The organism is Sphingobium sp. WR1, from assembly GCF_059693745.1.
In genome coordinates this window covers 182,795-205,193 of record NZ_JCATID010000005.1, presented here as the reverse complement: position 1 = coordinate 205,193, position 22,399 = coordinate 182,795, and the positions used below count along the sequence as shown (strand labels likewise).

Annotated in this window: 15 protein-coding genes; 13 read left to right on the top strand and 2 right to left on the bottom strand. The window is 63.0% G+C overall.

Annotation, left to right across the window (positions count from 1 at the left end; genetic code table 11):
• Window positions 1–211 precede the first annotated feature (211 nt).
• The gene (locus AC58EF_RS08910; protein WP_497275708.1) at window positions 212–2,608 is read left to right on the top strand and encodes a TonB-dependent receptor; all 2,397 of its coding nucleotides are present in this window, start codon (window positions 212–214) and stop codon (window positions 2,606–2,608) included.
• 43 nt (window positions 2,609–2,651) lie between these two features.
• Here the strand turns inward: AC58EF_RS08910 and AC58EF_RS08905 are convergent, their stop codons facing one another.
• On the bottom strand, window positions 2,652–4,175 hold the full coding sequence (locus AC58EF_RS08905; protein WP_497275707.1) for a vWA domain-containing protein: 1,524 nt from the start codon (window positions 4,173–4,175) through the stop codon (window positions 2,652–2,654).
• A gap of 254 nt (window positions 4,176–4,429) precedes the next feature.
• Between AC58EF_RS08905 and AC58EF_RS08900 the strand changes: the two genes are divergently transcribed.
• The 3 genes from AC58EF_RS08900 to AC58EF_RS08890 are packed head-to-tail and all read left to right on the top strand — an operon-like array spanning window position 4,430 to window position 8,332.
• On the top strand, window positions 4,430–6,004 hold the full coding sequence (locus tag AC58EF_RS08900; protein ID WP_497275705.1) for a DUF4153 domain-containing protein: 1,575 nt from the start codon (window positions 4,430–4,432) through the stop codon (window positions 6,002–6,004).
• 31 nt (window positions 6,005–6,035) lie between these two features.
• Window positions 6,036–6,746: a response regulator transcription factor gene (locus AC58EF_RS08895; protein WP_497275704.1), complete on the top strand. Its 711-nt coding sequence runs from the start codon at window positions 6,036–6,038 to the stop codon at window positions 6,744–6,746.
• Window positions 6,719–8,332 carry a sensor histidine kinase gene (locus tag AC58EF_RS08890; protein ID WP_497275702.1) on the top strand — a complete coding sequence of 538 codons (1,614 nt, stop codon included), beginning with the start codon at window positions 6,719–6,721 and terminating at the stop codon, window positions 8,330–8,332. The genes AC58EF_RS08895 and AC58EF_RS08890 overlap by 28 nt, the downstream gene beginning before the upstream one ends.
• Window positions 8,333–8,420: 88 nt before the next feature.
• Here the strand turns inward: AC58EF_RS08890 and AC58EF_RS08885 are convergent, their stop codons facing one another.
• Window positions 8,421–9,002: a TetR/AcrR family transcriptional regulator gene (locus tag AC58EF_RS08885; protein ID WP_497275701.1), complete on the bottom strand. Its 582-nt coding sequence runs from the start codon at window positions 9,000–9,002 to the stop codon at window positions 8,421–8,423.
• A 61-nt stretch (window positions 9,003–9,063) separates the two neighbouring features.
• On the opposite strand from AC58EF_RS08885, the gene AC58EF_RS08880 reads away from it, so the two are divergent.
• From AC58EF_RS08880 to AC58EF_RS08840, 9 genes are all read left to right on the top strand, one after another.
• Entirely contained in the window at window positions 9,064–10,029 is a 966-nt protein-coding gene (locus tag AC58EF_RS08880; protein WP_497275700.1) for an alpha/beta hydrolase family protein, read from the top strand.
• 51 nt (window positions 10,030–10,080) lie between these two features.
• Window positions 10,081–10,908 carry a kinase gene (locus AC58EF_RS08875; protein ID WP_497275699.1) on the top strand — a complete coding sequence of 276 codons (828 nt, stop codon included), beginning with the start codon at window positions 10,081–10,083 and terminating at the stop codon, window positions 10,906–10,908.
• Window positions 10,909–11,064: 156 nt separating this feature from the next.
• A complete protein-coding gene (locus AC58EF_RS08870) occupies window positions 11,065–11,595 on the top strand; it encodes an RNA polymerase sigma factor (protein ID WP_497275697.1) in 531 nt (176 codons plus the stop codon).
• A gap of 2 nt (window positions 11,596–11,597) precedes the next feature.
• Complete coding sequence (locus AC58EF_RS08865) at window positions 11,598–12,557, top strand: FecR family protein (RefSeq protein WP_497275696.1); 960 nt, start codon at window positions 11,598–11,600, stop codon at window positions 12,555–12,557.
• 115 nt (window positions 12,558–12,672) lie between these two features.
• Window positions 12,673–15,867, top strand: coding sequence for a TonB-dependent receptor (locus AC58EF_RS08860; RefSeq protein WP_497275694.1), 3,195 nt, complete (start codon window positions 12,673–12,675; stop codon window positions 15,865–15,867).
• Between the two features lie 50 nt (window positions 15,868–15,917).
• Entirely contained in the window at window positions 15,918–17,159 is a 1,242-nt protein-coding gene (locus AC58EF_RS08855; RefSeq protein WP_497275693.1) for a purple acid phosphatase family protein, read from the top strand.
• 333 nt (window positions 17,160–17,492) lie between these two features.
• On the top strand, window positions 17,493–18,350 hold the full coding sequence (locus tag AC58EF_RS08850) for a TauD/TfdA dioxygenase family protein (RefSeq protein WP_497275691.1): 858 nt from the start codon (window positions 17,493–17,495) through the stop codon (window positions 18,348–18,350).
• A gap of 14 nt (window positions 18,351–18,364) precedes the next feature.
• Complete coding sequence (locus AC58EF_RS08845) at window positions 18,365–19,414, top strand: ABC transporter substrate-binding protein (protein ID WP_497275689.1); 1,050 nt, start codon at window positions 18,365–18,367, stop codon at window positions 19,412–19,414.
• Window positions 19,415–19,773: 359 nt separating this feature from the next.
• Window positions 19,774–22,305 (top strand): TonB-dependent receptor plug domain-containing protein, encoded by a 2,532-nt coding sequence (locus tag AC58EF_RS08840; RefSeq protein WP_497275687.1) that lies wholly within the window; start codon window positions 19,774–19,776, stop codon window positions 22,303–22,305.
• The last annotated feature ends 94 nt before the right edge of the window (window positions 22,306–22,399 follow it).

The window sequence follows — 22,399 nt, the reverse complement described above, 5'->3', positions numbered from 1 at the left end:
AAACATTAACAATTTCAATTTCTTATTCACTCGCCCATCTCCTGATCCGATTCCGAATGACAGCCACGGCCTAAGCGAGCGGGAAACGGATTCGAAACAATCAATTGTCTACTTCATTGATAGAAAAAATGTCTCGCCAAAAGTCCAGCCAATTCTCTACTCGCTCCATTGAGAAAGACTCAACCTTGTCAGTCGCCAGAAAGGGGGCCTCATGACCGCGCCGCTTCATTCCACATCTCTTGTCGTGCTCGCAGCCGTGGCAGCGGCAAGCGCCATGGCTCCAGCGCAGGCAGCAGAGGCTGCTGCTGCGACCCCAGCGCCGGAAGATGCGGCGCTGGATGCGCCGGACGGCGGCGGGCGCGAGATCATCATCACCGCGCGCCGGCGCAACGAGAAGATCCAGGACGTGCCCGTTGCCGCCAACAGCTATGGCGGGGAGCAACTGGCCGCGACCCGCACCTATAATCTGCGCGATCTTCAGGCGCTCAGCCCCAGTCTGGTGGTGACTGTCACCAATCCCCGCAATACCAGCATCAATATTCGTGGACTGGGCAACAATGTCTCGGTCTATAATGACGGCCTTGAACCGGCCGTTGGCGTCTATATGGATCAGGTCTATCTGGCGCGTCCGGGTCAGGCGGTATTCGACCTTGCCGATATCGAACGGATCGAAGTATTGCGTGGACCCCAGGGAACGCTGTTCGGCAAAAACACATCTGCCGGCGCGGTCGTGATCACGACAAAATCGCCGACTTTCGATCCGGAATTCGGTGGCGACGTCACCTATGGCAATTATGACTTCCGCCAGTTCCACGCCTATGCGAGCGGTGCGTTGGTCGACGACGTGCTTGCAGCGCGTCTGTACGTATCGAAAACGGATCGGGACGGCTATGTCACCAACCGCTATGACGACAGCAAGACGCAGGACTATCATGATTTCGGCCTGCGCGGACAATTGCTGTTTACGCCGACCGAGAATTTCAGGCTCCGTATCATCGGCGACTATGGTTTCCAGAAATCCCAGACCGCAGCATCCGTGCTGGCGGGCGTGATCCGCACCTATGACAATGGCGCCAATTTCGCGAACAACTATACCGATCGGGCAACAAGACTAGGGCTGGAGACTGTGACAGCGGCGCCGGGCGACCGTATTGTCGATGTCGACGGCAATCCGCGCTATAAGATGCAACAGGGTGGCGTTTCCGCCATTGCCGATCTGAGCCTGTCCGGCCACACGCTGACATCGGTCACGTCCTGGCGCCGCTGGGACTGGTATCCGCACAATGACGGGGACAGCACGCCGCTCGATGCCGGTACCGATTTCCACCAGAGCAACAACCAGCAGCAGTTCAGCCAGGAATTGCGCATTGCATCGGAAGGCGAGCGCAAGGTCGATTATATCGCCGGTGTCTATTATCTTTGGCAATCGATCAAGGCCGAGGCGCTCAATGCCTATGGGCGGGATGCGGCGGCATGGTTCCTGGCGCCCAGCGTCGATCCGGTCGTCGGCGCCGCGGCCCTCAACGGCTATACCATCATCAGCCATTCGAAGCCCGTCACCAACAGCTATGCCGCATTCGGACAGACGATCTGGCACATCACGCCGACGGTCGATCTGACCACGGGGTTGCGTTACACCTATGAGACCAAGAGCGGCTGGTTCGATCAGGAAGCGACCGGCGCTAGCCTCGACGGACTGACCGCCGCGCAGCAGGCGGCCGCCCTTTCCATCCGCGCCCGCTACGGTGCCGCCAACTTCTACGAAGCGCGCACCAAGGAAGGCCGTCTGTCCGGGCAAGCGACGCTGTCCTGGAAGGTGACGCCCGACGCGCTGCTTTACGCCACCTATGGCCGCGGCAACAAATTCGGCGGCCTCAATCTGGCCAACATCACCACGACCGGTCCCTATGCGGCCAACCCGGTGATCAAGCCCGAAACCATCGACAGCTATGAGGTAGGGCTCAAGACCAGTTGGTGGGCCGACAAACTCAGCGCGAACCTGGCGGGGTTCTGGACGGACGTGAGCGATTATCAGACGACGATCGTGGACGTCGACCGCAACAACATCTCCTTCTTCACCAATGTCGGCAAGGTACGCACCCGCGGCATCGAGGCGGATGTGCGCGCCAACCCGACGCCCTGGCTCTCGCTATACGGGTCGGGCACCTATACCGATGCGCAATATGTCAGCTATTCGACTGCGCCCTGCCCGATCGAGATCATCGGCCAGAGCTTGTGCGATCTGTCGGGACGGCGCCTGCCGGGCGTTTCGAAATGGGCCTTTTCCGCTGGCGGTGAAGGCAAGGCGCCGGTCGGAAAGGCGCTGGGTCATGATGCCGAGATATATCTGGGCGCAGACTATAGCTATCGGTCCAACTATTATACCACGGCCAGCCTTTCGCGCTATTCACTGATCGCCGGCTATAGCCTGCTCAATGTCCGTATCGGCATCCGTGCGGTCGACGGTCGCGTCGATTTGCAGCTTTGGGGTCGCAATCTCTTCAACAAGGATTATTACCAGAGCCTGTCGGCCGCCAATACGGGCGCGATCACGGGCACGCTGGGCGATCCGCGGACTTATGGCGTGACCTTGCGGACCCGCATCTAAAGCAGAGGCGGCGCCCGCAATGCCCAAGCGTTGAGCCGTCAACTCAGCCCGGCCCTTCGTCCCTTTGGGCGAGGTGCACGAGTTGCAGGAATTCCTCGCGCCAATAATTGCTCTGGCCGCCGGCGAGACGTGGGATATCGGCATAGCGGAAGTCGCCCAACCGCGTGTCGCCGCGCAGTTTTTGGCCGAAGGCCGCGACCGCCACGGCGAAGGCCATGTCGCCTTCGGGTCTTGTCGCACCGGCCAGCAGCGTGGCCGGGATCGGCCTTTCGATCAGGCTGCTGCGGCTACCCCCGGGCAACTTGTAGCGCAGGCGGACCGTGGCGATTTCGCTGATGTTTCCCGCCTGCGCGTCGGGCGCGGGGCTGACGGCATATTTGCGCGGAGCGGTCCATCCCTCCTCACCTTTGGGGACGATTTCATAGAGCGCCGTCACCTGATGCCCTGCGCCGATCTCGCCGGCATCGACTCTGTCGTCGGTGAAATCCGCTTCGGCAAGAGCGCGGTTTTCATAGCCGATCAGGCGGTATTGGCTGATCATGGCGGAGTTGAATTCCACCTGCACCTTCACGTCTTTCGCGATGACGAAGAGGGTGGAGGAAAGCTCCTCTTCCAGCACCTTCCGGGCCTCCATGGCGCTATCGATATAGGCATGGTTGCCATTGCCGAGGTCCGCCACGGCTTCCATCATCGCGTCATTGTAATTGCCCTGGCCGAAACCCAGCGTGGTGAGGGTAATGCCGTCTTCGCGGTTTTGCCGCACCATCTCTTCCAGACTTTTCTGGTCGGTCAGGCCGACATTGAAGTCGCCGTCGGTCGCCATGATGATACGGTTGATGCCTCCGGCGATATAGTGGGCGCGGGCGGTCGCATAGGCCAGTTCGAGCGCCGCGCCGCCCGCGGTCGATCCGGAGGCATCAAGTCCGCTCAGCGCCGCCTTGATCTCGGCCGGTTGATGGCTGCCCTCGACCAGCGTTTCGACAAAGCCCGCATAGGTGACGATCGACACACTGTCTTCGGGGCGCAGGTTGTCGGCAAGCATGGAAAGCGCTTGCTTGACCAGGGGCAGCTTGTCCGCATCCTGCATCGATCCCGACACATCGACCATGAAGACCAGATTGGCCGGCGGTCGCTCTGCCCGTGCGACATCATAACCACGAAGGCCAATGCGCAGCAGGCGCGTGCCGGGATTCCATGGCGTGGTCGACACGTCCGTCGTCACGCTGAAGGGGATGGAGCGGTCGTCGGGCAGGGGATAGTCATAGCGGAAATAGTTGATCATCTCCTCCGTGCGCACAGCGTCGGCCGGGACGACCTGACCGCCCAGCAACATGCGCCGGACATTGGCATAGGCACCGGTATCCACATCGACCGCGAACGTGGACACGGGTTCGGCCGCCACCTGATGGATCGGACTGACCGGGCGGCCGTCATAGCGTTCGCCATCGTTTCGGGCGGCCGCGCCATTCGCCGCTTCGCTATAGGCCTGACCGCTCGGTGGCTGGCTGCATCCGGCGAGGATCAGGCTGGGGCAAAGGGCCAGGGTGATTGCCAGGCGAGAGCGCATCCTTGTTTCTCCACTGTAACAGTAGAGAGAAAAATAGAGGCGGCAAAACGGGGCTGGCAAGCGACGAATGGAGCCTTGCCGGGCCTCGTGCCCAGCCGCCGGCGAAAGCCGCAGGGCGTTACCGACGGTTTTCCGCCCTTTCCGATGCGGCCTGCACATCTTCTGCACAGGATCTGCGCCAACTATTGACCGGCCGCACCCGACGATCTGCTTGGGCGCGTCGCATCTTGCCCGAAATTTCGGGGAGATAGTTGATGCACGCTTCCGCCTTGCCCTTGACCGCGCGCTTCCGATGGAAGTTGGCGCCCGCCGTCCTGATTGTCTGGATCGGTGACTGGCTATTCTGTCAGCGGCATTATTACGGCGGATATCTGGGACTTTTCACGCTGGCCGTGCTGGGCGCATTGCTTGCGGGGCGGCCGGCTGTGTGGCGCGACCGGCGAGCGTGGATGGCAGTGGCTGCGGCGGGCCTGTTCGGACTGGCGCTGGTTCACGATGCGAGCCTGCTGGCCTGGCTCCTGTTCTGGACGGCGGCGGGCATGGCCGCGCTGATCCCGGCAACGACGCGCATCGATGACGGATGGCGCTGGTTGCAGCGCTTGCTGTGGCAAGCTGTGCGGGCGCCGTTCGGCCCGCTGATCGATCTGAAACGCATTCTGAAGATAAGGGCGGCGGGGCGTGCCGGTCGCTGGAGCCTTCACGCCGCCTTGGCGGTGCTCGCTCTCCCGGCCATTGGCAGCGGGGTGATCCTCGGCCTGTTCGCTACGGCCAATCCGCTGATCGAGCGCTTCCTTTCGTCGCTGTTGCTGCCGGATCTGTCGCCCGAACTGATCGTGCGGCTGCTGTTCTGGGGACTTCTCTTCATCATGGTCTGGAGCCTGTTGCGCCCGCGTCTGCCGCGGCGTCTGCTGCCGACCTTTGACGGACGGGGCGAATGGCGCCTGCCGGGCGTGTCGGTCGCTTCGGTGACGCTGTCGCTGGTCCTCTTCAACCTGATCTTCATTCTCCAGAACCTGATGGACATTGCCTGGCTTTGGGGCTGGGCACCGGTGCCCGAAGGCATGACCATGGCGGACTATGCGCATCGCGGCGCCTATCCGCTGATCGCCACGGCCCTGCTGGCGGCCTTGTTCGTCCTCGTAACGTTGCGGCCCGGATCGGAAACCGCGTCGAACCCCGCGATCCGCAAACTGGTGATGCTGTGGATCGGTCAGAATATTTTTCTCGTCTCGTCCGCAATGCTGCGGACGGCGGATTATATCGAGGCCTATTCGCTGACCCGCCTGCGCATCGCGGCGCTGGTCTGGATGGCGTTGGTGGCGTTCGGGCTGGTAGCGATCTGTTGGCGGCTGCTGTATGACCGAAGCGCGGCCTGGCTGATCAACATCAATCTGGCGGCCGTGGGACTGGTGCTGACGATAGTCTGCTTCGTCGATCTGGGGGCGATTGCGGCGCAATGGAATGTCCGTCATGCGCGGGAGGTCGGCGGTCAGGGCGCGGCGCTCGATCTCTGCTATCTCAACGCATTGGGCGATTCCGCTCTGTTGCCCCTGTTGTCGCTGGAGCAGCGCGCCGATCTGCGGCCGGAGCTTCGCGAACGGGTGCAGTCGATACGACTGCGCCTCTATCGGGCGCTGGCGGAGGATCAGCGTCGGGGCTGGACGCTGTTGGGGCAAAGGCGGCTGGAAAAAGCGCGACTCATGTCAGCCCAGCAAAAGCCACCGGCGCTGACGCCGGGGCCGAGGGATTGCGCTGGTGCGCTGATCCCGCCACTGCCTGCTCCCCTCCGGAGCCCGACAATCTCGACCGCAAGACCGTCCGTGCGTTGACAGAGGAGCTTGGGAAATGATCCTATGTCCCATGCCCAGCACTATCCTGATCGTCGATGATGATCCCCATATCCGACAGCTTCTCGTCTTCGCCTTCGGCAAGGCGGGACTGGACACGATCGAGGCCGCCGATGGCGAGCAGGCACTGGACAAGGTCGAGCGGCACGCGCCCGACCTTGTCATCCTCGACATCAACATGCCGCGCATGGACGGGCTGGAGGTCTGCCGCAGGCTTCGGGCACAAAATGACGTGCCGATCTTCTTCCTCTCCTCGCGCGACGATGAGATCGACCGCGTGCTGGGCATCGAACTGGGCGGCGATGATTATGTGGTGAAGCCTTTTTCCCCGCGCGAAGTAGTGGCGCGCTCCATGGCGATCCTGCGCCGCACCGCCGCCCGGCCGCCGGCGGTGGAAAATGTCGGCGTCATCCGCCATGGGCTGCTCAGCCTGGACACCGAAAGCTGGTCTGCGCACTGGCAGGCCCGGGAGGTCGGCCTGACAGTGACCGAGTTCACCATCTTGCGCACTTTGCTCGCCATGCCGTCCCGTATCTTTTCGCGCGATCAGATCATCGATCGTTTCCGGGGACCGGGCTTTGCGTTGACCGACCGGACAGTGGATAGCCATATCCGTAACCTGCGCCGCAAATTCGCCGATGTCGGCGGCGTCGACATCATCGAGACGCGCGCCGGGATCGGCTACCGGCTGGGCGGATGCAGCGGGACGGCGCCGCCTGCATGATGGCAGGGTTCAAGGTGCGGATCGCCCGGCACTGGCCGGTGCTGCGGCTGCGCACGATATTGCTCGGGACTTTGCTGTTCGTGGCGGCGTTGCCGGGCTTCGGGGCGGTCTTCCTGCGCGTCTACGAAAATGCGCTGGTGCGACGGACCGAGGCGGAACTGGTGGCGCAGGGTGCAGCCCTGGCGGCAAGCGCGGCGGTGGTCTGGAAGGGGATGGTTGCCCGCCCCGCCACGCCCGCGCCCCCGGTGCGCTATCATGACCGGATGACCGAGGTGGACCTGCGCTCCTCGCCAATCCTTCCACCGCGGCCGCACGCGACGGTAACGCGCGACCGACCCGATGGCGCGGCCGTTGCGCTCGCGCGGCAGATGATGCCCGCCTTTGCCGAAACCAAACTGACCACCTTGTCGTCCATTTTGATGCTCGATCGGCACGGCGTGGTGCTGAACGGTCGGGAAGGCGGGCGAAGCCTGGCTGCTCTGCCGGAAATCCGGGCGGCGCTTGGCGGCCGGGCGGTAACGGTCTTGCGAGAGAATGAGGGCACGACAGCCCGCTATCCGCTGGAGTGGCTGAGCCGCGCCGCGAGTATCCGGTTGCATCATGCCGTGCCGATCAGTGTCGACGGGCGTGTTGTCGGGGCGCTGCTGATATCGCGATCCCCCCGTGCGCTTTTTCTGGGCATCTATGAGGATCGGGGCAAGATCGCGCTTGGCGCGTCGGCGATTTTCCTGCTGTTGATCCTGCTTTCCGCCGTGCTGTCCCGTGCGATCGTCAGGCCGATCGAGGGGCTGAGCCGGGCGACCCGCGAATTATCCTCGGGTCGTCGGGTCGCGCCGCGTCATCCTTCCCTGCAGGTGGTCGAAATCCGGGCGCTCTATCAGGATTTCGAGCAAATGGCCGACAGTATCGAGAAACGCTCCCGCTATCTGCGCGACTTCGCGTCCTCGGTCAGCCATGAGTTCAAGACGCCACTGGCTGGCATTTCCGGCGCGATCGAACTGCTGCAGGATCATGGCACCGATATGACGCCTGCCGACCGGGAGCGTTTCCTGGCCAATATGGCCGCCGATGCGGAGCGCCTGTCGCGGCTGGTGCGGCGGCTGATGGAACTGGCGAGAGCGGATGTGCTGGTCGGCGAACGCGATACGCGGACAGCGGCCGCGCCGGTGCTGGCATCGGTGGCGGACGCGCTGGCGAGCAAGGATTTCGCCGTCAATCTCCATGTGCCTGAACGGCTTCCCTCATTGACCATGGACGCGGGGGCATTGGAAACCGTGCTGACCACGCTGGCCGACAATGCGCGACAGGCTGGGGCGTCACGGCTCGATATCATCGTCACGGCGCGGGAGAATGTCGCATGGATCGATCTTGTCGATGACGGACCGGGCATTCCGCCGGGGGACAGGGACCGCATCTTCGATTTTTTCTTTACCAGCAAGAGGGGAGAGGGCGGCACCGGCCTCGGCCTCGCAATCGCCCGGTCGCTGCTCTTTGCCTATCGCGGGGAGCTGCACCTGCTTCCTACCGACCGCGGCGCGCATTTTCGACTCACTGTGGGGACGGCATTTCAAGGAACGGCGACTTAGGCGTCGCCTTTTTTGCCTCAGGGCCTGTGCAATTATGCCATCAAGCGCGGAGAGGCCGCACCGTTCAAGGCGGAAACCGTGCCCCACGCTACGGCGACGCAGCGCCCATGATCAGGGATGCAGCCGCGTCGCCGGCATCGTCCATATAACCGGCGTCACGGTGGAGAAGCACGACAGCAAAGGCTCCGTCGAGGAGAAGCATGATCTGCCGTGCCAGTTGCCGGGCGGACGCAGGCGGCAGCGCGTCGTCCAGGACTGAGCACAGCCAGTCCTCGACCCGCTTCTTGTGCGCGCGCCCGGTTACGATGGCGGGGTGTCCTGGCATATTGACGAGTTCGACCGACGTGCGCAGGAAACCGCATCCCTTCCATCCGGGGTGCCGGGCAGAGGCGGCGAGATTGCGGAAGATGCCGCGCACCTTGTCAGCCCTGTCGCCGTCGGTTTCCGCGAACCAGCGCTGGAACAGCGCCAGATTGGGCTGATCGCGCGCTTGCAGATGAGCCTCGATCAATTCGTCCTTGCTGCGAAAATGATAATAGAGCGTCCTCTTGGTCACACCCGCCTTTTCGGCAACCCCATCCATGCTGACGGCGCGGATGCCTTCCCTATGAAACAGCTTTCCAGCCGCTTCGATGATGCGCTCGCGTGTGGGGGCCGTCGCCTTCTTCATGCGGCAGATGTATACCGACTAGTGAATATACACAATTCTTCCGGCGGTCTATCTGGCCGGCATGAGTTCCGCAGCTTCCGACAAAGGCATGACCGGAGAAACGATCGAGATCATATGTCGTGATGGCGTGCGCCTTGGCGGCCATCTCTGGCCCGCGTCGGGCGATGGACCGGCCCACGCCGTCGTCATCAACAACGCCACCGGCGTCCTGGCGCGCTACTATCACCGTTATGCCCGCTTCCTGGCCGGGCACGGGTTCGACGTCCTGACCTATGATTATCGGGGTATCGGTCAATCGCGGCCGGATCGGCTGGTGCGCTGCGGCTATCGCTGGCGGGACTGGGGTGAGCGCGACTTCGCGGCCGCGCTCCGTTTCATGGACGAGCGGAAGCGCGGCGGCTCGCTCATCGTGGTCGGGCACAGCATCGGCGGATTCCTGCCCGGCCTGGCCGACAATGCGCCCGCGATCGATCGGATGCTGACGGTCGGCGCGCAATATGCCTGGTGGGGTGATTATGCCTCCGGTCGCCGGTTGCGCCTCTTCCTGAAATGGCATGTCGCGATGCCGGCTCTTACGGCGGCGTGCGGCTATTTCCCCGGTCGCCGGCTCGGATGGCTGGAGGATCTGCCGGCAGGGGTCGCCAACGAGTGGAGTTTTCGCGGCCTGCGTTTCGAACGCAGCCATCCGGTTGCCGAGCGTCAGGATAGGCTGCTGCGGATGGCAGCGGTTACGGCGCCTATCCTGGCGGTGGCGGTCTCGGACGACGAACTCGGCACCGTGCCGGCCATTCGCCGCACGCTGGCATATTATAGCGGCGCCGAGCGAACGGCGGTGCTGCTCCGGCCCTCCGACTATGGCCGCGAGACGTTGGGCCATTTCGGCCTCTTTCATGATAGCCATGCTTCCGACTTCTGGGTCGATACGCTGTCATGGCTGCACGAGGGGCGAAATTCGTGGCCGGACAAAGTGGTTTCCGATCGCGAAGGCCATCTGATGCGCAGCCTTGCCGGGCGGAGGCTGCTATGATCGGGCGGCCGCGTTGGTCGGTCTGTCCGATATAGCGTCATGGGGATGAAGATGGCCGACAATCCTGACTGCTTCTTTGCCGGCAACGTGCCGCTAGACCGCATAGCGGCAGCCACGCGCGACTGGCTGGCGGTGGCGGCGGATCGGCCGCTGATCCTGGGTCTGTGTGGCGCGCAGGGATCGGGCAAGTCGACGCTTGCAGCGGGGTTGCGGACGCTGATGGCGCGGGAAGGGCGGCGAACGGCGATTCTGTCGCTGGACGACCTCTATCTGGCGCGCAGGCAACGCGCACGTTTGGCGGCGGATATCCATCCCCTGTTCCGCACGCGGGGCGTGCCCGGCACCCATGACACCGTGCGGGGCATCGCCATCCTGGAGGCGGTGAAGGCCGGCGCGCCGGTGCTGTTGCCGCGTTTCGACAAGGGGCAGGATGAGCCTTTCGGGGACGGAGAAGCCATTGCGGGGCCGATCGATCTGCTGATTTTCGAGGGCTGGTGCGTCGGCGCCCGACCACAGCCGGAAGCGGACCTTGCCATACCCGTCAATGCGCTGGAGCGGGATGAAGACGCCGACCGGATATGGCGCCGCCATGTCAATCATCAGCTCCGCGGTCCTTATGCCGAGCTGTTCGCCTGGATCGACCGGCTGGCGCTGCTCGCCGCGCCCGATTTTCCGGTGGTGCGGACATGGCGCGGACAACAGGAAGCGGCGCTCGTCGCCCGCGGCGCGAGCCGGGCGATGGACGCGGCGCAGCTCGACCGATTCGTGCAACATTATGAACGGCTGACCCGGTATATATTGACCGAGATGCCGGACCGGGCCGACCTGACTCTGCCACTCGGAAGGGATCGGCGATTGAGGACCGGGCCATCATCATAATTGCTGCATGATCGGGATCGATGTGGGTGCCAAGCGGCTCCTGTTGCGCTGCCGACCCTGGCGACGCGGTGGTCACAAGAAGGGTCGTTTCGTCTTCGAATCGTAACCTGTGCCCTATAGGCGCGCCGGGGTCATCCTCCTTCAGGACATTCGGCCTTGTTTCCGATCCGCCGCGCATCGACGCCCGAAGACCAGCGGGACTGGACAGCGGTCCGTTCCGCCCTCGTGCGCTATGTGCGGGGCAGGACCGGCCGGTCGGACCTGGCGGAGGATGTCGCGCAGGAAACGCTGACGCGCCTCATCGCGCTGCAGCAGCGCGACGAAATCGGCAGCGTCTATGCGCTCGGCTTTCGCATCGCCGACAATCTGGTGGTGGACATCTATCGTCGCGAGGGGCGCCAGTCCGGGGAAGTGGACGAAAGCATGGAATGCACCGCGCCCTCGCTTGATCGCGTCGTCCATTCGCGCCAGGCGGTGGCGATATTGACCCGGACGCTGCAACATATGCCGCCTCTGCGGCGCGAGGTGATCGTGCGACGGCGGTTGCGGCGCCAGAGTTGCGCGGCGATCGCGGAGGAGTTGAAGCTGAGCGTCAAGGCGGTGGAGAAGCATATCACACGAGGCCTTGTGGACCTGAGAACGGCGTTCGAGCGCGCCGGGCTGGGCCCGGAATGGCTGGGAGAATGACCATGGCGCAGCAGCAGGACCGGGAGGCTGCCTTCTGGGTCGAACGGATGAGCGGACCCGCGCCCGCGCCCGACGTCGCGCGCGCGTTCGACACATGGATCATGGCCGATCCCGATAATGTCGCGCGTTTCGGCCGGATGCGGGCGCTTTGGGAATCCGACGCTATCGTCCAGGCGTTGTCGGAGGTCGCATGGCAGCGGCCGCGCCCGCATCCGGTGCGGGAAGCGCTGGATTGGATGATCGCCTTCCTGCGCAGGCCACTGACGCTGGGCGCCGGGGCCGCGCTGGCCTGCGCGGTGGCGGCGGCGCTGCTGCTGCCGCGGGTGATCGTCGATCGGTCGTTCGAAGTCCGGCCCGGCCCGGTGCAGCGCATTGCGCTGGCCGACGGCACGCAGGTGACGCTGAGCGGCGGCAGCCGGCTGACCGTGCATATCACGCCCTGGTCGCGCAGCGCGACGCTGGAGAAGGGCGAGGCCTTCTTCGACGTTGCGCATGAACGCTGGCGCCGCTTTGCCATCGCCAGTGCAGGTAAGCAGATCCTGGTCCTGGGGACGGCATTCGACGTCGACCGGCAGGGCGGGGACGCCGTTGCGGTGCGGGTCTATCGCGGGCTGGTGGGCGTCGAGGCGGCGGACGGTTCGGCATGGCGCCTGCCGGCCGGCACGGCGATCCGCATCGTCGGCAATCGTGGCCGTCGGCTGCCCGCCCCCTTTGGCGATGCGCCCGGATGGCTGGGCGGTTGGTACGAGACCGAAGAGGCACCGATGCAGCGACTGGTGGATTGGATGAACCGCTTTTCGGCAAAGCCGGTGCGGCTGGCCGATCCCGCGCTGGGGATCATTCCCGTCAGCGGCCGGTTCCGGGTGTCGGATCCAAAGATGGTGCTGGAAGCGCTGGCGGCGACGCATGATCTGCGCTGGCGGGAGGAAGATGGGAGCTATGTTCTTGGCGATCAGCTCTGATGTCATCGCAAATACATAATCATGTAATTGAAAAGTAATAATTTTCTTTTGTAGGGTTTGGATCATGAGCCACGTCTCCCGTTCGACATTCGTCTGAATCGGGGGAAATATGTTCTTGCCTAGCTTATTGAAATGTTGCGCGTCCGGCATCGTCCTTGCGACTGTCGCGCTTCCCGCGACGGTCGCCGCCGCGCCCGACACGGGCCAAAGCTTCCGCTTTTCCATTCCGGCGCAGGATCTGGCCGGGGCATTGGCCAGCTTCTCGCGCGTGACCGGGATGCAGCTGTCCGCCTCGCCCGATGCGCTGCGGGGGCGGCGCAGCCACGCGGTGAACGGCCGGATGAGCGCACAGCAGGCGTTGCGGACGTTGATTGATGGCGTTGATGTCGAGGTCCGCATCGTCGGCACGACCGTGATCGTGCGCCCCGGCGCGCTGACGCGCCCTGTCGCCGCACGCAGCGGGGAGGCTGCCCCCGCGCCGCGCGCCGCCGCTGTTCCGGTTGCGGGCGCCACCGAAGCACCGCAGGCGCAGATCGTCGTTACCGGCTTTGCCAAGGCGGTGAACGCGTCGCTGGAAACCAAGCGCCAGTCGGACAAGATTTCCGATACGGTGACGGCCGACGACATGGGCGAACTGCCCACCAACAATGTCTCGGAATCGCTGGCGCGCCTGCCCGGCGTCAATGCGGTGCGCAATCATACGACCGGTGAGGGCGACCGCATCACCATTCGCGGCCTGTCGACCGAACTCAACAATTATTCCATGAACGGCGTGCGGTTGGGCGGCGCGGGATCGCGCGACGATAATTTCTTTAGGGGCGTCCGCCTCAGCGTCCTGCCGCCTGACGGCATCAAGCAGATCACCGTCTACAAATCGCTGACGCCCGACCGCGACGGTGATGCGCTGGGCGGCTCCGTCGATATCCAGACGCCGACGGCCTTCGACCATGACAGGACCTATGTCCGCCTGTCCGCGGAGGGCGGCTTTCTCGACAAATATGACGACCGCAAGTCGGGCCAGTTATCGGGCGCCTTCGGCAGGCGGCTGACCGACAATCTCGGCGTCTTCATCTCCGGTAGCTGGAGCCGCCGTCGGTCGCAGTTCGAGCAGAATGGCGTCGATGGGGACAACCAGCCGATGAGCTGGTATGAGAACAGCGAGACCTTGGGCTGGGACCCCAACAAGTTCGTGATGCGCGGCATGGACATCGCCTTCGGCGAGACGGACGTGAAGCGCTGGGGCACCAATGGCAGCCTTGACTACAGATCGGACGATCACGACCTTCACCTGCGCGGCCAATATAACAAATATCAGAAGGAGGAATTTCTCAACCGGCTGAATTTCCGCAACGACACCGGCCGGAATTCGGCTCGCTTGGTGCAAGTGGACAGCAGCGACACCAGTCTGGCCCAGCCCGATGACAATGTCGTCGGCTATGACGAGGAACTGGGTCGTATCTATGGCTACACCACCGCCCAGATCGAGGATCAGGATGGCGACGGCATCATCACTGACGCCGACCGTTCCTCGCGCTCCTTCTACAGCCTCTATGGCGGGTCGGGCACCTGGGATCCGCAGGGTTTCCGTCTGCGACGCTTCTGGGAAGGATCGCGCGAGACAGGCAGCCTCGCCTCGGCCAATTTCGGTGGCGTCAGCCGTTTTGGCGCAGTGACGATCGATTATGACGTCTCCTATTCCCAGTCCGAGGATAATCTGGATGACGGCTATGAGCTGGAGTTCCGCAGCGACAAATATGGCTGGCTGGGAAATACGGGCGTGCTGTTCAGCAGCGCGGGTGACAGCCGCTTTCCCAAATGGCTGCTTAACGATGCCGGCATGGCGGCGGTGCAGGATCCGTCGGAATATGCCTTTGCCGGCCTGTCCGGCGAAATCGGCGGCAGCAGCGAGAAATTGTGGCAGGGCCAGTTCAACCTGCTCTGGAAGGTGGAAAGCGGCTGGCTCGACAGCATCAAGGTCGGCGCCAAATATTTCAACTCGCGCCGCCGCACCTATAGCGGCGAGTTCCTGAACCTGGACGCCAGTGGCACGCTCGCCGACTTTTCCGCCTTCTACGGCAAGGCAGTGACGAGCCTGTTCGGCGGCCAGTATAGCGGCCTCTATCGGCTCGGCACGACGATCGACAATGGCAAGATGCTGGCCGAACTGGGGCGCGCCGAAGAAGGGCAAAGCAGCGTGTTCGACGGCTTCGCCGTCAGCCCCGCCGACGCGGTGATCACCGATGAGGACAGCTTTCGCTTCAATGAGCGAGTCATCGCCGGTTATGCCATGGCAACGGCGAAGGTCGGCAAGGCGACCTTCATCGGCGGCGTCCGTGTCGAAACGACCCGCAACAAGATCGAGGCCTATAATCTGGATGAGGTGCAGGGCGGCCGCTATTCGACCGACCGCAGCGACTTTACCAATGTCCTGCCCTCCCTGCACATGATCTACGATTTCACGCCGCGCACCAAGCTGCGCGCGGCGGCCTGGACCAGCTTCGCCCGGCCGGACATCGCCCGTATGAGTTCGGCGCGCGAATATGGCTATGACACCGATCCCGATGGTGACGGCGAGGAAAACCCTACCAGCGACTGGGTGCTGATGTCGATCGAGCAGGGCAATCCGAACCTGAAGCCCATGCGCGCGATCAACCTGGACCTCAGTCTTGAACATTATGAAGGGGCGACGGGCGCCTATTCGGTCGCCGGATTCTACAAGCATATCAAGAATTTTCTCTATCGCTCTTCGTCCAGCAACATCCGTAACGGCACATCAGGCGAGAATATCTCGCCGGAAGGCGTAACAATATTGATGCCCAACAACGGCAAATGGGCGGAGGTCTATGGCATCGAATTCAACGCCCAGCAGATATTGCACTGGCTGCCGGGGCCGCTTGGTTCGCTGGGCTTCGGCGTCAACCTGACGCTGCAGAAGTCGCGCGCCGAAACCGGCATCAACTGGCATCCCGAAGGCTATACGCTGCCGCTGGTCGAAACGCCGGGCCGCATCGCCAATGTGCAGATCTTCTGGCAGCGCAAGGGCTGGGAAATCTACGGCGCCTGGACACACCAGTCCAAGTTCATGGAGGGCATTCAGGATTTCGGCAACAATCCCTATGAGCAGGGCTACAGCTTCGTCGACCTGACGCTGCGCAAGACTGTGTTCGGCAAGTCCACCGCCTCGCTCCAGGTGCAGAATCTCTTCGACGCCCACACTTATTGGTACACCGTGTCATCGGGCACGGGAGCCAGCCGCGCCTATATCAAGAATGGGCGCAGCATCACGGCCGGGCTGAATTTCGTTTTCTGATCCCGATTACCCTCTCCCGGGCGCCCCATTTTCACCGCGAGTATCCATCCATGATCTCTCCCCGCCTGCTTTTCCTCTCGACTGCGCTCGCCCTTGCGCCGGCCGCGTCCGCCCAGACGCCGGCCGAACCGCCGCTCGCCCCGGCGACGGTCAGGCCCGAGCGCATCATCCTCAACCTCACCGCCGATCCCGCGCATGAGATGGCGATCACCTGGCGTTCGGCGCCGGGGCAGGCGGGACAGGTGCAATATGCCGAGGCGACCGACGGGCCGGATTTCGTGAAGGCGCCGCTGGCCCAGCCCGCGGGCGACGAGGACGCGACCATCGCTGTGCGCGAGGATCCGGCCTTCCGCGCCAGCTATCACGCCGCGATTCTCAAGGGGCTGAAGCCCGCCACCGTCTATGCCTATCGCGTCGGGGACGGCGCGACTTGGTCGGAATGGCTGCAATTCCGCACTGCAGAGGCAGCGGAGAAGCCCTTCCGTTTCATCTATATGGGCGACATGCAGAACCAGATATTGTCCGAAGCCTCGCGCACGCTGCGCATGGCCTTCCGTCAGGCGGGGGATGTAGCTTTTGTGATCCATGCGGGCGACCTTATCAACCGGCATGACAGCGACGCGGAATGGGGCGAATGGTTCGCCGCCGGCGGCTTTCTCTATGCCCAGACGCCGCAGATGCCGACGCCGGGCAATCATGAATATGGCCGGGGACCGGTGCTGAACCCGCAATGGCGTCGCCAATTCACCTTGCCCGAAAATGGACCGGCAAAGATCGACCGGCTGCGCGAGACCAACTGGTATACCGATTATCAGGGCCTGCGCCTGATCTCGATTGACGCGCCGCAACTGCATGGCGACGGCGAATCCCGCGCCGCCATCGTTCAATGGCTGGAGCCGCTGCTGGCGCACAACCCTAACCGCTGGACGGTCATGTTCCTCCACTTCCCGCTTTTTTCCAGCGAACCCAAGCGGGACAATCCGCGCGTACGCGAAGCCTTGAAGCCGCTGATCGACAAATATCGGGTCGACCTGGTGCTGCAAGGCCATGATCATGGCTATGCCCGCGGCGCCATCGGCCCCGACGGCCCGGTCGAGGATGGGGAGGGCGCGACCTACGCCGTCTCGGTCGCCGGACCCAAAATGTACGACGTCGCCTCCTTGCCCTGGGCGCGCAAATCGGCCTCGCGCACGCAGGCCTATCAGCTGATCGACGTCGGTCATGACAGCCTGACCTATCGCGCTTTCACCGCGACCGGCAAGCCGCTGGACGAGGTTGTCCTGCGGAAATAATTCGCATTCTTCTGGCCCGTGGGTCATGCCGATCTTCCCGCAAGCCATGGCGCGCAGGTGAGGGCTGTGGCTTGTTCTCGAATAAAGAGAACCGCTCAAACACCGCTGATTTGTTCAAATTGACATGAGATCGGATCACATCATCTATTGGAATTTCTCGATACATGCGGGCTATTGCAAATAGGTGCGCATGAAAAGGAAGGATATTCGTACCCGACGATCCAACATCATAAGAAGGCGAGAATTTATCATGGGATTTGCGCCGCGTGATTTTCTACACCTCGCCATATCGCTCCATCTCGGGGAGCCATATGGCAGGAAAGGATCAAGATCATGTCCACAGCCGCAGCCGAACGGACTACCGCCAATTTCGACATCCGCCCGCTTCAGCCGACCATCGGCGCGGAGATCCATGGCATCGACATTTCCCGGCCGATAAGCCCGGAGGTGCGGGACGCGATCCGCACAGCCGTGCTGCAATATAAGGTCGTCTTCTTCCGCGACCAGCAGCTCGACAATGAAAGCCACGCCGCCTTCGCGCGCCAATTCGGGCCGCTCTACACACATCCCAGCACGACCCACGATCCCAAGGTCACGCCGATCCACAATATCTCCGCGCTGGACAATGCCCGCTTCGACAAGCGCCAGGCCAAGGTGAAGGTGAAGCCGGGCGAAGCCTATCATAGCGACACAAGTTGGCGCCTGGTGCCGACCTGGGGCGCGGTGCTGCGCGCGGTCGACATACCGCCGGTCGGGGGCGACACCGTCTGGGTCGACGCGCATCTCGCTTATGAGGGGCTTTCGGACGAACTGAAGGAGAAGCTGAAGGGGCTGCACGTCACCCACGACTATCGTCCGGCCTTGCTGGCGGACGGTCATGACTATCCGATCGTCGCGCATCCGGTGGTGCGAACCCATCGGGAAACCGGCCAGAAGATACTTTGGGTCAATCTGACGCAGGATCCGCAGATATTGGGCGTCGACCTGGCGGAAAGCCGGGACCTGATCGACCAGATATTGCTGCAATATAAGCGGCCTGAATTCCAGGTCCGCTTTTCGTGGAAGCCCGGATCGGTCGCTTTCTGGGACAATCGCGCTGCCGTCCACTATGCGGTGCGCAACTATGGCGATTATCCGCGCCTGCTCCATCGTGTCCTGATCGCCGACGAACCGCTCTACGCCGATCTCTGAACGGCGCGGCGGCGATGACCGATCCGGTCGCATCCGATTCGAACGGAACGGGGGTGGCGCGACGCCATCTCCGTCTCTGGCTGTGGGGCGCGCTGGGGCTGGTGCTGGCCGCGCTGACCTTCGCCCTGTTCCGTCCGGCATCCTGGGGCGCGGCGGATGATGCTCGGACCCTGATCGTGGGCGATCAGCGCGGAGGCGCGCGTGCGCTGCTCAAGGCGGCGGGAGAACTGGACCATGTGCCCTATCGGATCAAATGGGCATTGTTCCCGGCTGCCTCGCCATTGCTGGAGGCGCTGGATGCCGGCGCGATCGATGTCGGCGGCATTGGCGGGGCGCCCTTTGCCTTCGCTTATGCCGGCGGCGCGCATATCAAGGCGGTGACGGCCTACCGACCCGCGGGTGAACATGCCGGCAAGGCGTCGGCCATCATCGTGTCGAAAAATTCGTCCGTCCGCACCCTGGCCGACCTGCGGGGCAGGAAGGTGGCGACGATCCGGGGATCGGCCGGGCAGGATCTGGTGCTGCGCCTGTTCGAACGGGCGAAGATCGATGCCAGCACGATCCGCTGGACCTATTTGTCCAACGGCGAAGCGAAAGCGGCGCTGGCGTCCGGCGCGATCGACGCCTGGGCCACCTGGGGCAGCTATGTCGGCATCGCCGTGCTGGAGGATGGCGACAGGATATTGGCCGATGGCGGTAATCTGCCCACCGGCGTCGGCTTCTATGCTGCCAATGACAAGGCGATCGAACGGAAGCGCGTCCTGCTCGGCGATTATATCGCGCGCCTGGCGCGGGCGCGGGCCTGGGCGCGCAATCATCTCGACGACTATGCCCGTATATTGGCGCAGGAAACCGGCATCCCCTTTGCGGTGGCGCGTTTCGCCGCCCAATCCTATGTCGGCGATGCGGTGCCGATCGATACAGAACTTGTTCGCGAACAGGGCCGGATTTTCGAACGCTATCATGCGGCCGGGATTATCCCGGACATTCCCAGGGCGGACAAGGGCTATGACACATCGTTCAACCGGCAGGTGGCGGAAGCAATCCGCCCCGCCGGCGCATAGACGGTGGGCAGGATGTCGATGTTCCTCTCCCGCCGTCATGCGCTGGTCGGCCTTGCCGCAACAGGCCTGCCTGTCGGCTGCGGCCGTCACGAGGCTAATGCCACGTTCATTATGATGCGCAAGAATGGCCGCCTCGCCGTGCCAATCAGAATATCATCATCGATACGTTCAGACTGGCGGAGAAAATAGAAATAAACAATAGATCGATAAATATTCTCTATAGCTATAAATATTTTTTGCCGATATATTTTTAATTTTAATTCAAGTTTAAATAAACATTTTCCAATTTAACTTGATTAATTTGCCTTGCTGCGACCGATAGCAATCATCCCTGAAAATACACGTCTCAGGGAATGAAGATGATCCTATTGCCTCTGCTGAAGCACACGGTTTCTACCGTCTCTCTCGTCGTCGCGCTCGCCTGCAGCGCCCATGCGGTCGATAAGGTAGAGCCGGCCGCGCCCGATGACGCAATCGCCGAGGGTGGGGCCATCGTCGTGACGGGTGTGCGTGGCGCGCGTCCCCGCACCGTGGCCGACAGCCCAGTCCCGATCGACGTCATCGATACACGCGAACTGCAGGCGACCGGCCGCGTCGGCCTGAAGGATATATTGGGCAATATCGTCCCTTCGCTCACCGTTCCGGCGTTGGGCGGCGGCGGCACTTCCTCGGGCGCCAAGCCGATCTCCATCCGTGGGCTGAGCGGCGACTATGTGCTGGTGCTGGTCAATGGCAAGCGGCGGCACACGACCTCGCTCATCAACAATCTCTCCCGCGTGTCGGGCGGCAGCACCCCGGTGGATATCGACCTGCTCGCCACCAATGCCGTCGGCCGGGTGGAGGTGCTGCGCGATGGCGCCGCTGCCCAATATGGTTCGGACGCGATATCGGGCGTGATCAATTTCATCCTCGATGCCTCGCCCGAAGGTGGCGAGTTCGCCGCCACTGCCGGCAGCCACTATGAGAAGGGCGGGGAGCTAATCCAGCAATCGGTCAGCTACGGCACCCGCCTGGGCGCGGATGGCGGTTTCGTCCGCTTTGCGGTGGAAGGCAAGTTTCACGACCGCGCCGATCCGTCCGGCGCGATCGTCGCGGCCTCCGTCGATCTCTATCCCCGCCTGGCGGACGGCTCGCGCGATCCGCCCGAAGCGACGATCGATCGCAATCGCGCCGGCAATTATGGTCGCACCAATCGCGACTACATCGTCAACGGCTCCTATAATGCCGAACTGCCGGTCAGCGACGCCACAACGCTCTACAGCTTCTCGACGCTCAGCTACCGCGACATCAAGGACGGCCGCGGACAGTTCAACGCGAACAACATCAACGCGCTGCCCGAAATCTATCCCAACGGCTTTCTGGCGAAACGCCGCATCTGGGAAACCGACTTCCAGGTCACGACCGGGGTGCGCACCAGTCTGGCCGGCCTCGACGCCGATTTCAGCAGCAGCTTTGGCCGGGACGATGCGAAGCTGGGCGCGGTCGACACGCTCAACCCGTCGCTGGGGCCGGGCAGCAAGACCAGCTTCTTCATGGGTAAACAGATTGCCAGCCTCTGGGTCAATAATGCCGATTTCAGCCGCGCCTTCGACCTGGGTCTGGCTGAGCCGCTGACCCTGGCCTTCGGGCTGGAGCATCGGTGGGAGCGGTTTCAGAACAAGGCGGGCGAGCCGGACAGCTATCGCGATGGCGGCTATGTGATCCCGACCGGCGCGACGCCCTTCGAACTGGCCTTTGGCGGCCAGCGCCCGGCAGCCAGCCTCGTCTCCTTCACCGGCACGACGCCGGCCGATGCCTTCGTCCTCACCCGCAACAATGTCGCTGCGTCTGTCGATATCGGTGTCCACATCACCAGGGCATGGTTCGTCGGTATTGCCGGCCGGGCCGAACATTATACCGACAGTTCGGGCAATACGGTCAGCGGCAAATTCTCCACCCGTTACGAGATCGCATCCGGCTTCGCCCTGCGCGGCGGCGTGAACACCGGCTTTCGCGCGCCGTCGCTGGCACAGCAGGGCTTCTCGACCTCACAGAACACCAGCATCACCATCGATGGCGATCGCGTGCCGCAACTGGTCAAGTTCCTGGCGCCCAACGATCCGATCGCCGGCTATTTCGGCGCCAAACCGCTGACGCCGGAAAAGTCGTTGAACTTCACGGCGGGCGCGACCTTTGAAAGCGGCCCGTTCCGCCTGACCATCGATGGCTATCAGATTCGCATCAAGGACCGGATCGTGAAAACCGAAATCCTCAACAGCGCGGAAGCCAGGGCAATTCTCGCCAGTCCCGAAGTGACCGCCATCCTCGCCGCGCGCGGTGTGCCGGGCATCAGTAGCGCGCAATTCTTCATCAACGGCGTCGACACCCGCACGCGCGGTATCGATGCGGTGGCGGAATATATGCTGCGTACCGGCTCGCTTGGCGATTTCAAGCTCAATGCCGCCTATAGCTACAACAAGACCAGGCTGCTGAGGGTGGCGGACAATCCCGGCAACCTGTCAAACACCATATTGTTCGGCCGACAGGCGCGTGCGGACCTGACTAGCGCAACGCCCCGCGACAAGTTGGTGCTGAGTAGTGAATGGACGATCGGTCCGGTTCGTAGCCTGCTGCGCGTCACGCGCTTCGGCAAATATACGGAAACCGGGACCAGCCAGACCTCTACCGCGGATGACCGCACCTTCGGTCCCAAATGGGTGACTGACCTGGATATTTCGGCGCAACTGACGTCGATCATCAATGTAGCCATGGGCGCGAACAATCTTTTCGACATCTATCCCGATGCCATCGGCGTCATCCAGGCGAATACCGGCTCCGGCCTCTACGGCAATTTTGCGCCCTTTGGCCTGAGCGGAGGTTTCTATTATGCGCGGCTGGGCGTGAAGTTCTAAGAGCCGTAACGGCCTCAACCATCGATCCAACGGCGGCGCGCTCTGGCGAACGGGACTGGCCATGGCCTTTGCGTCGGCAGGCGGGTTTGGGGTA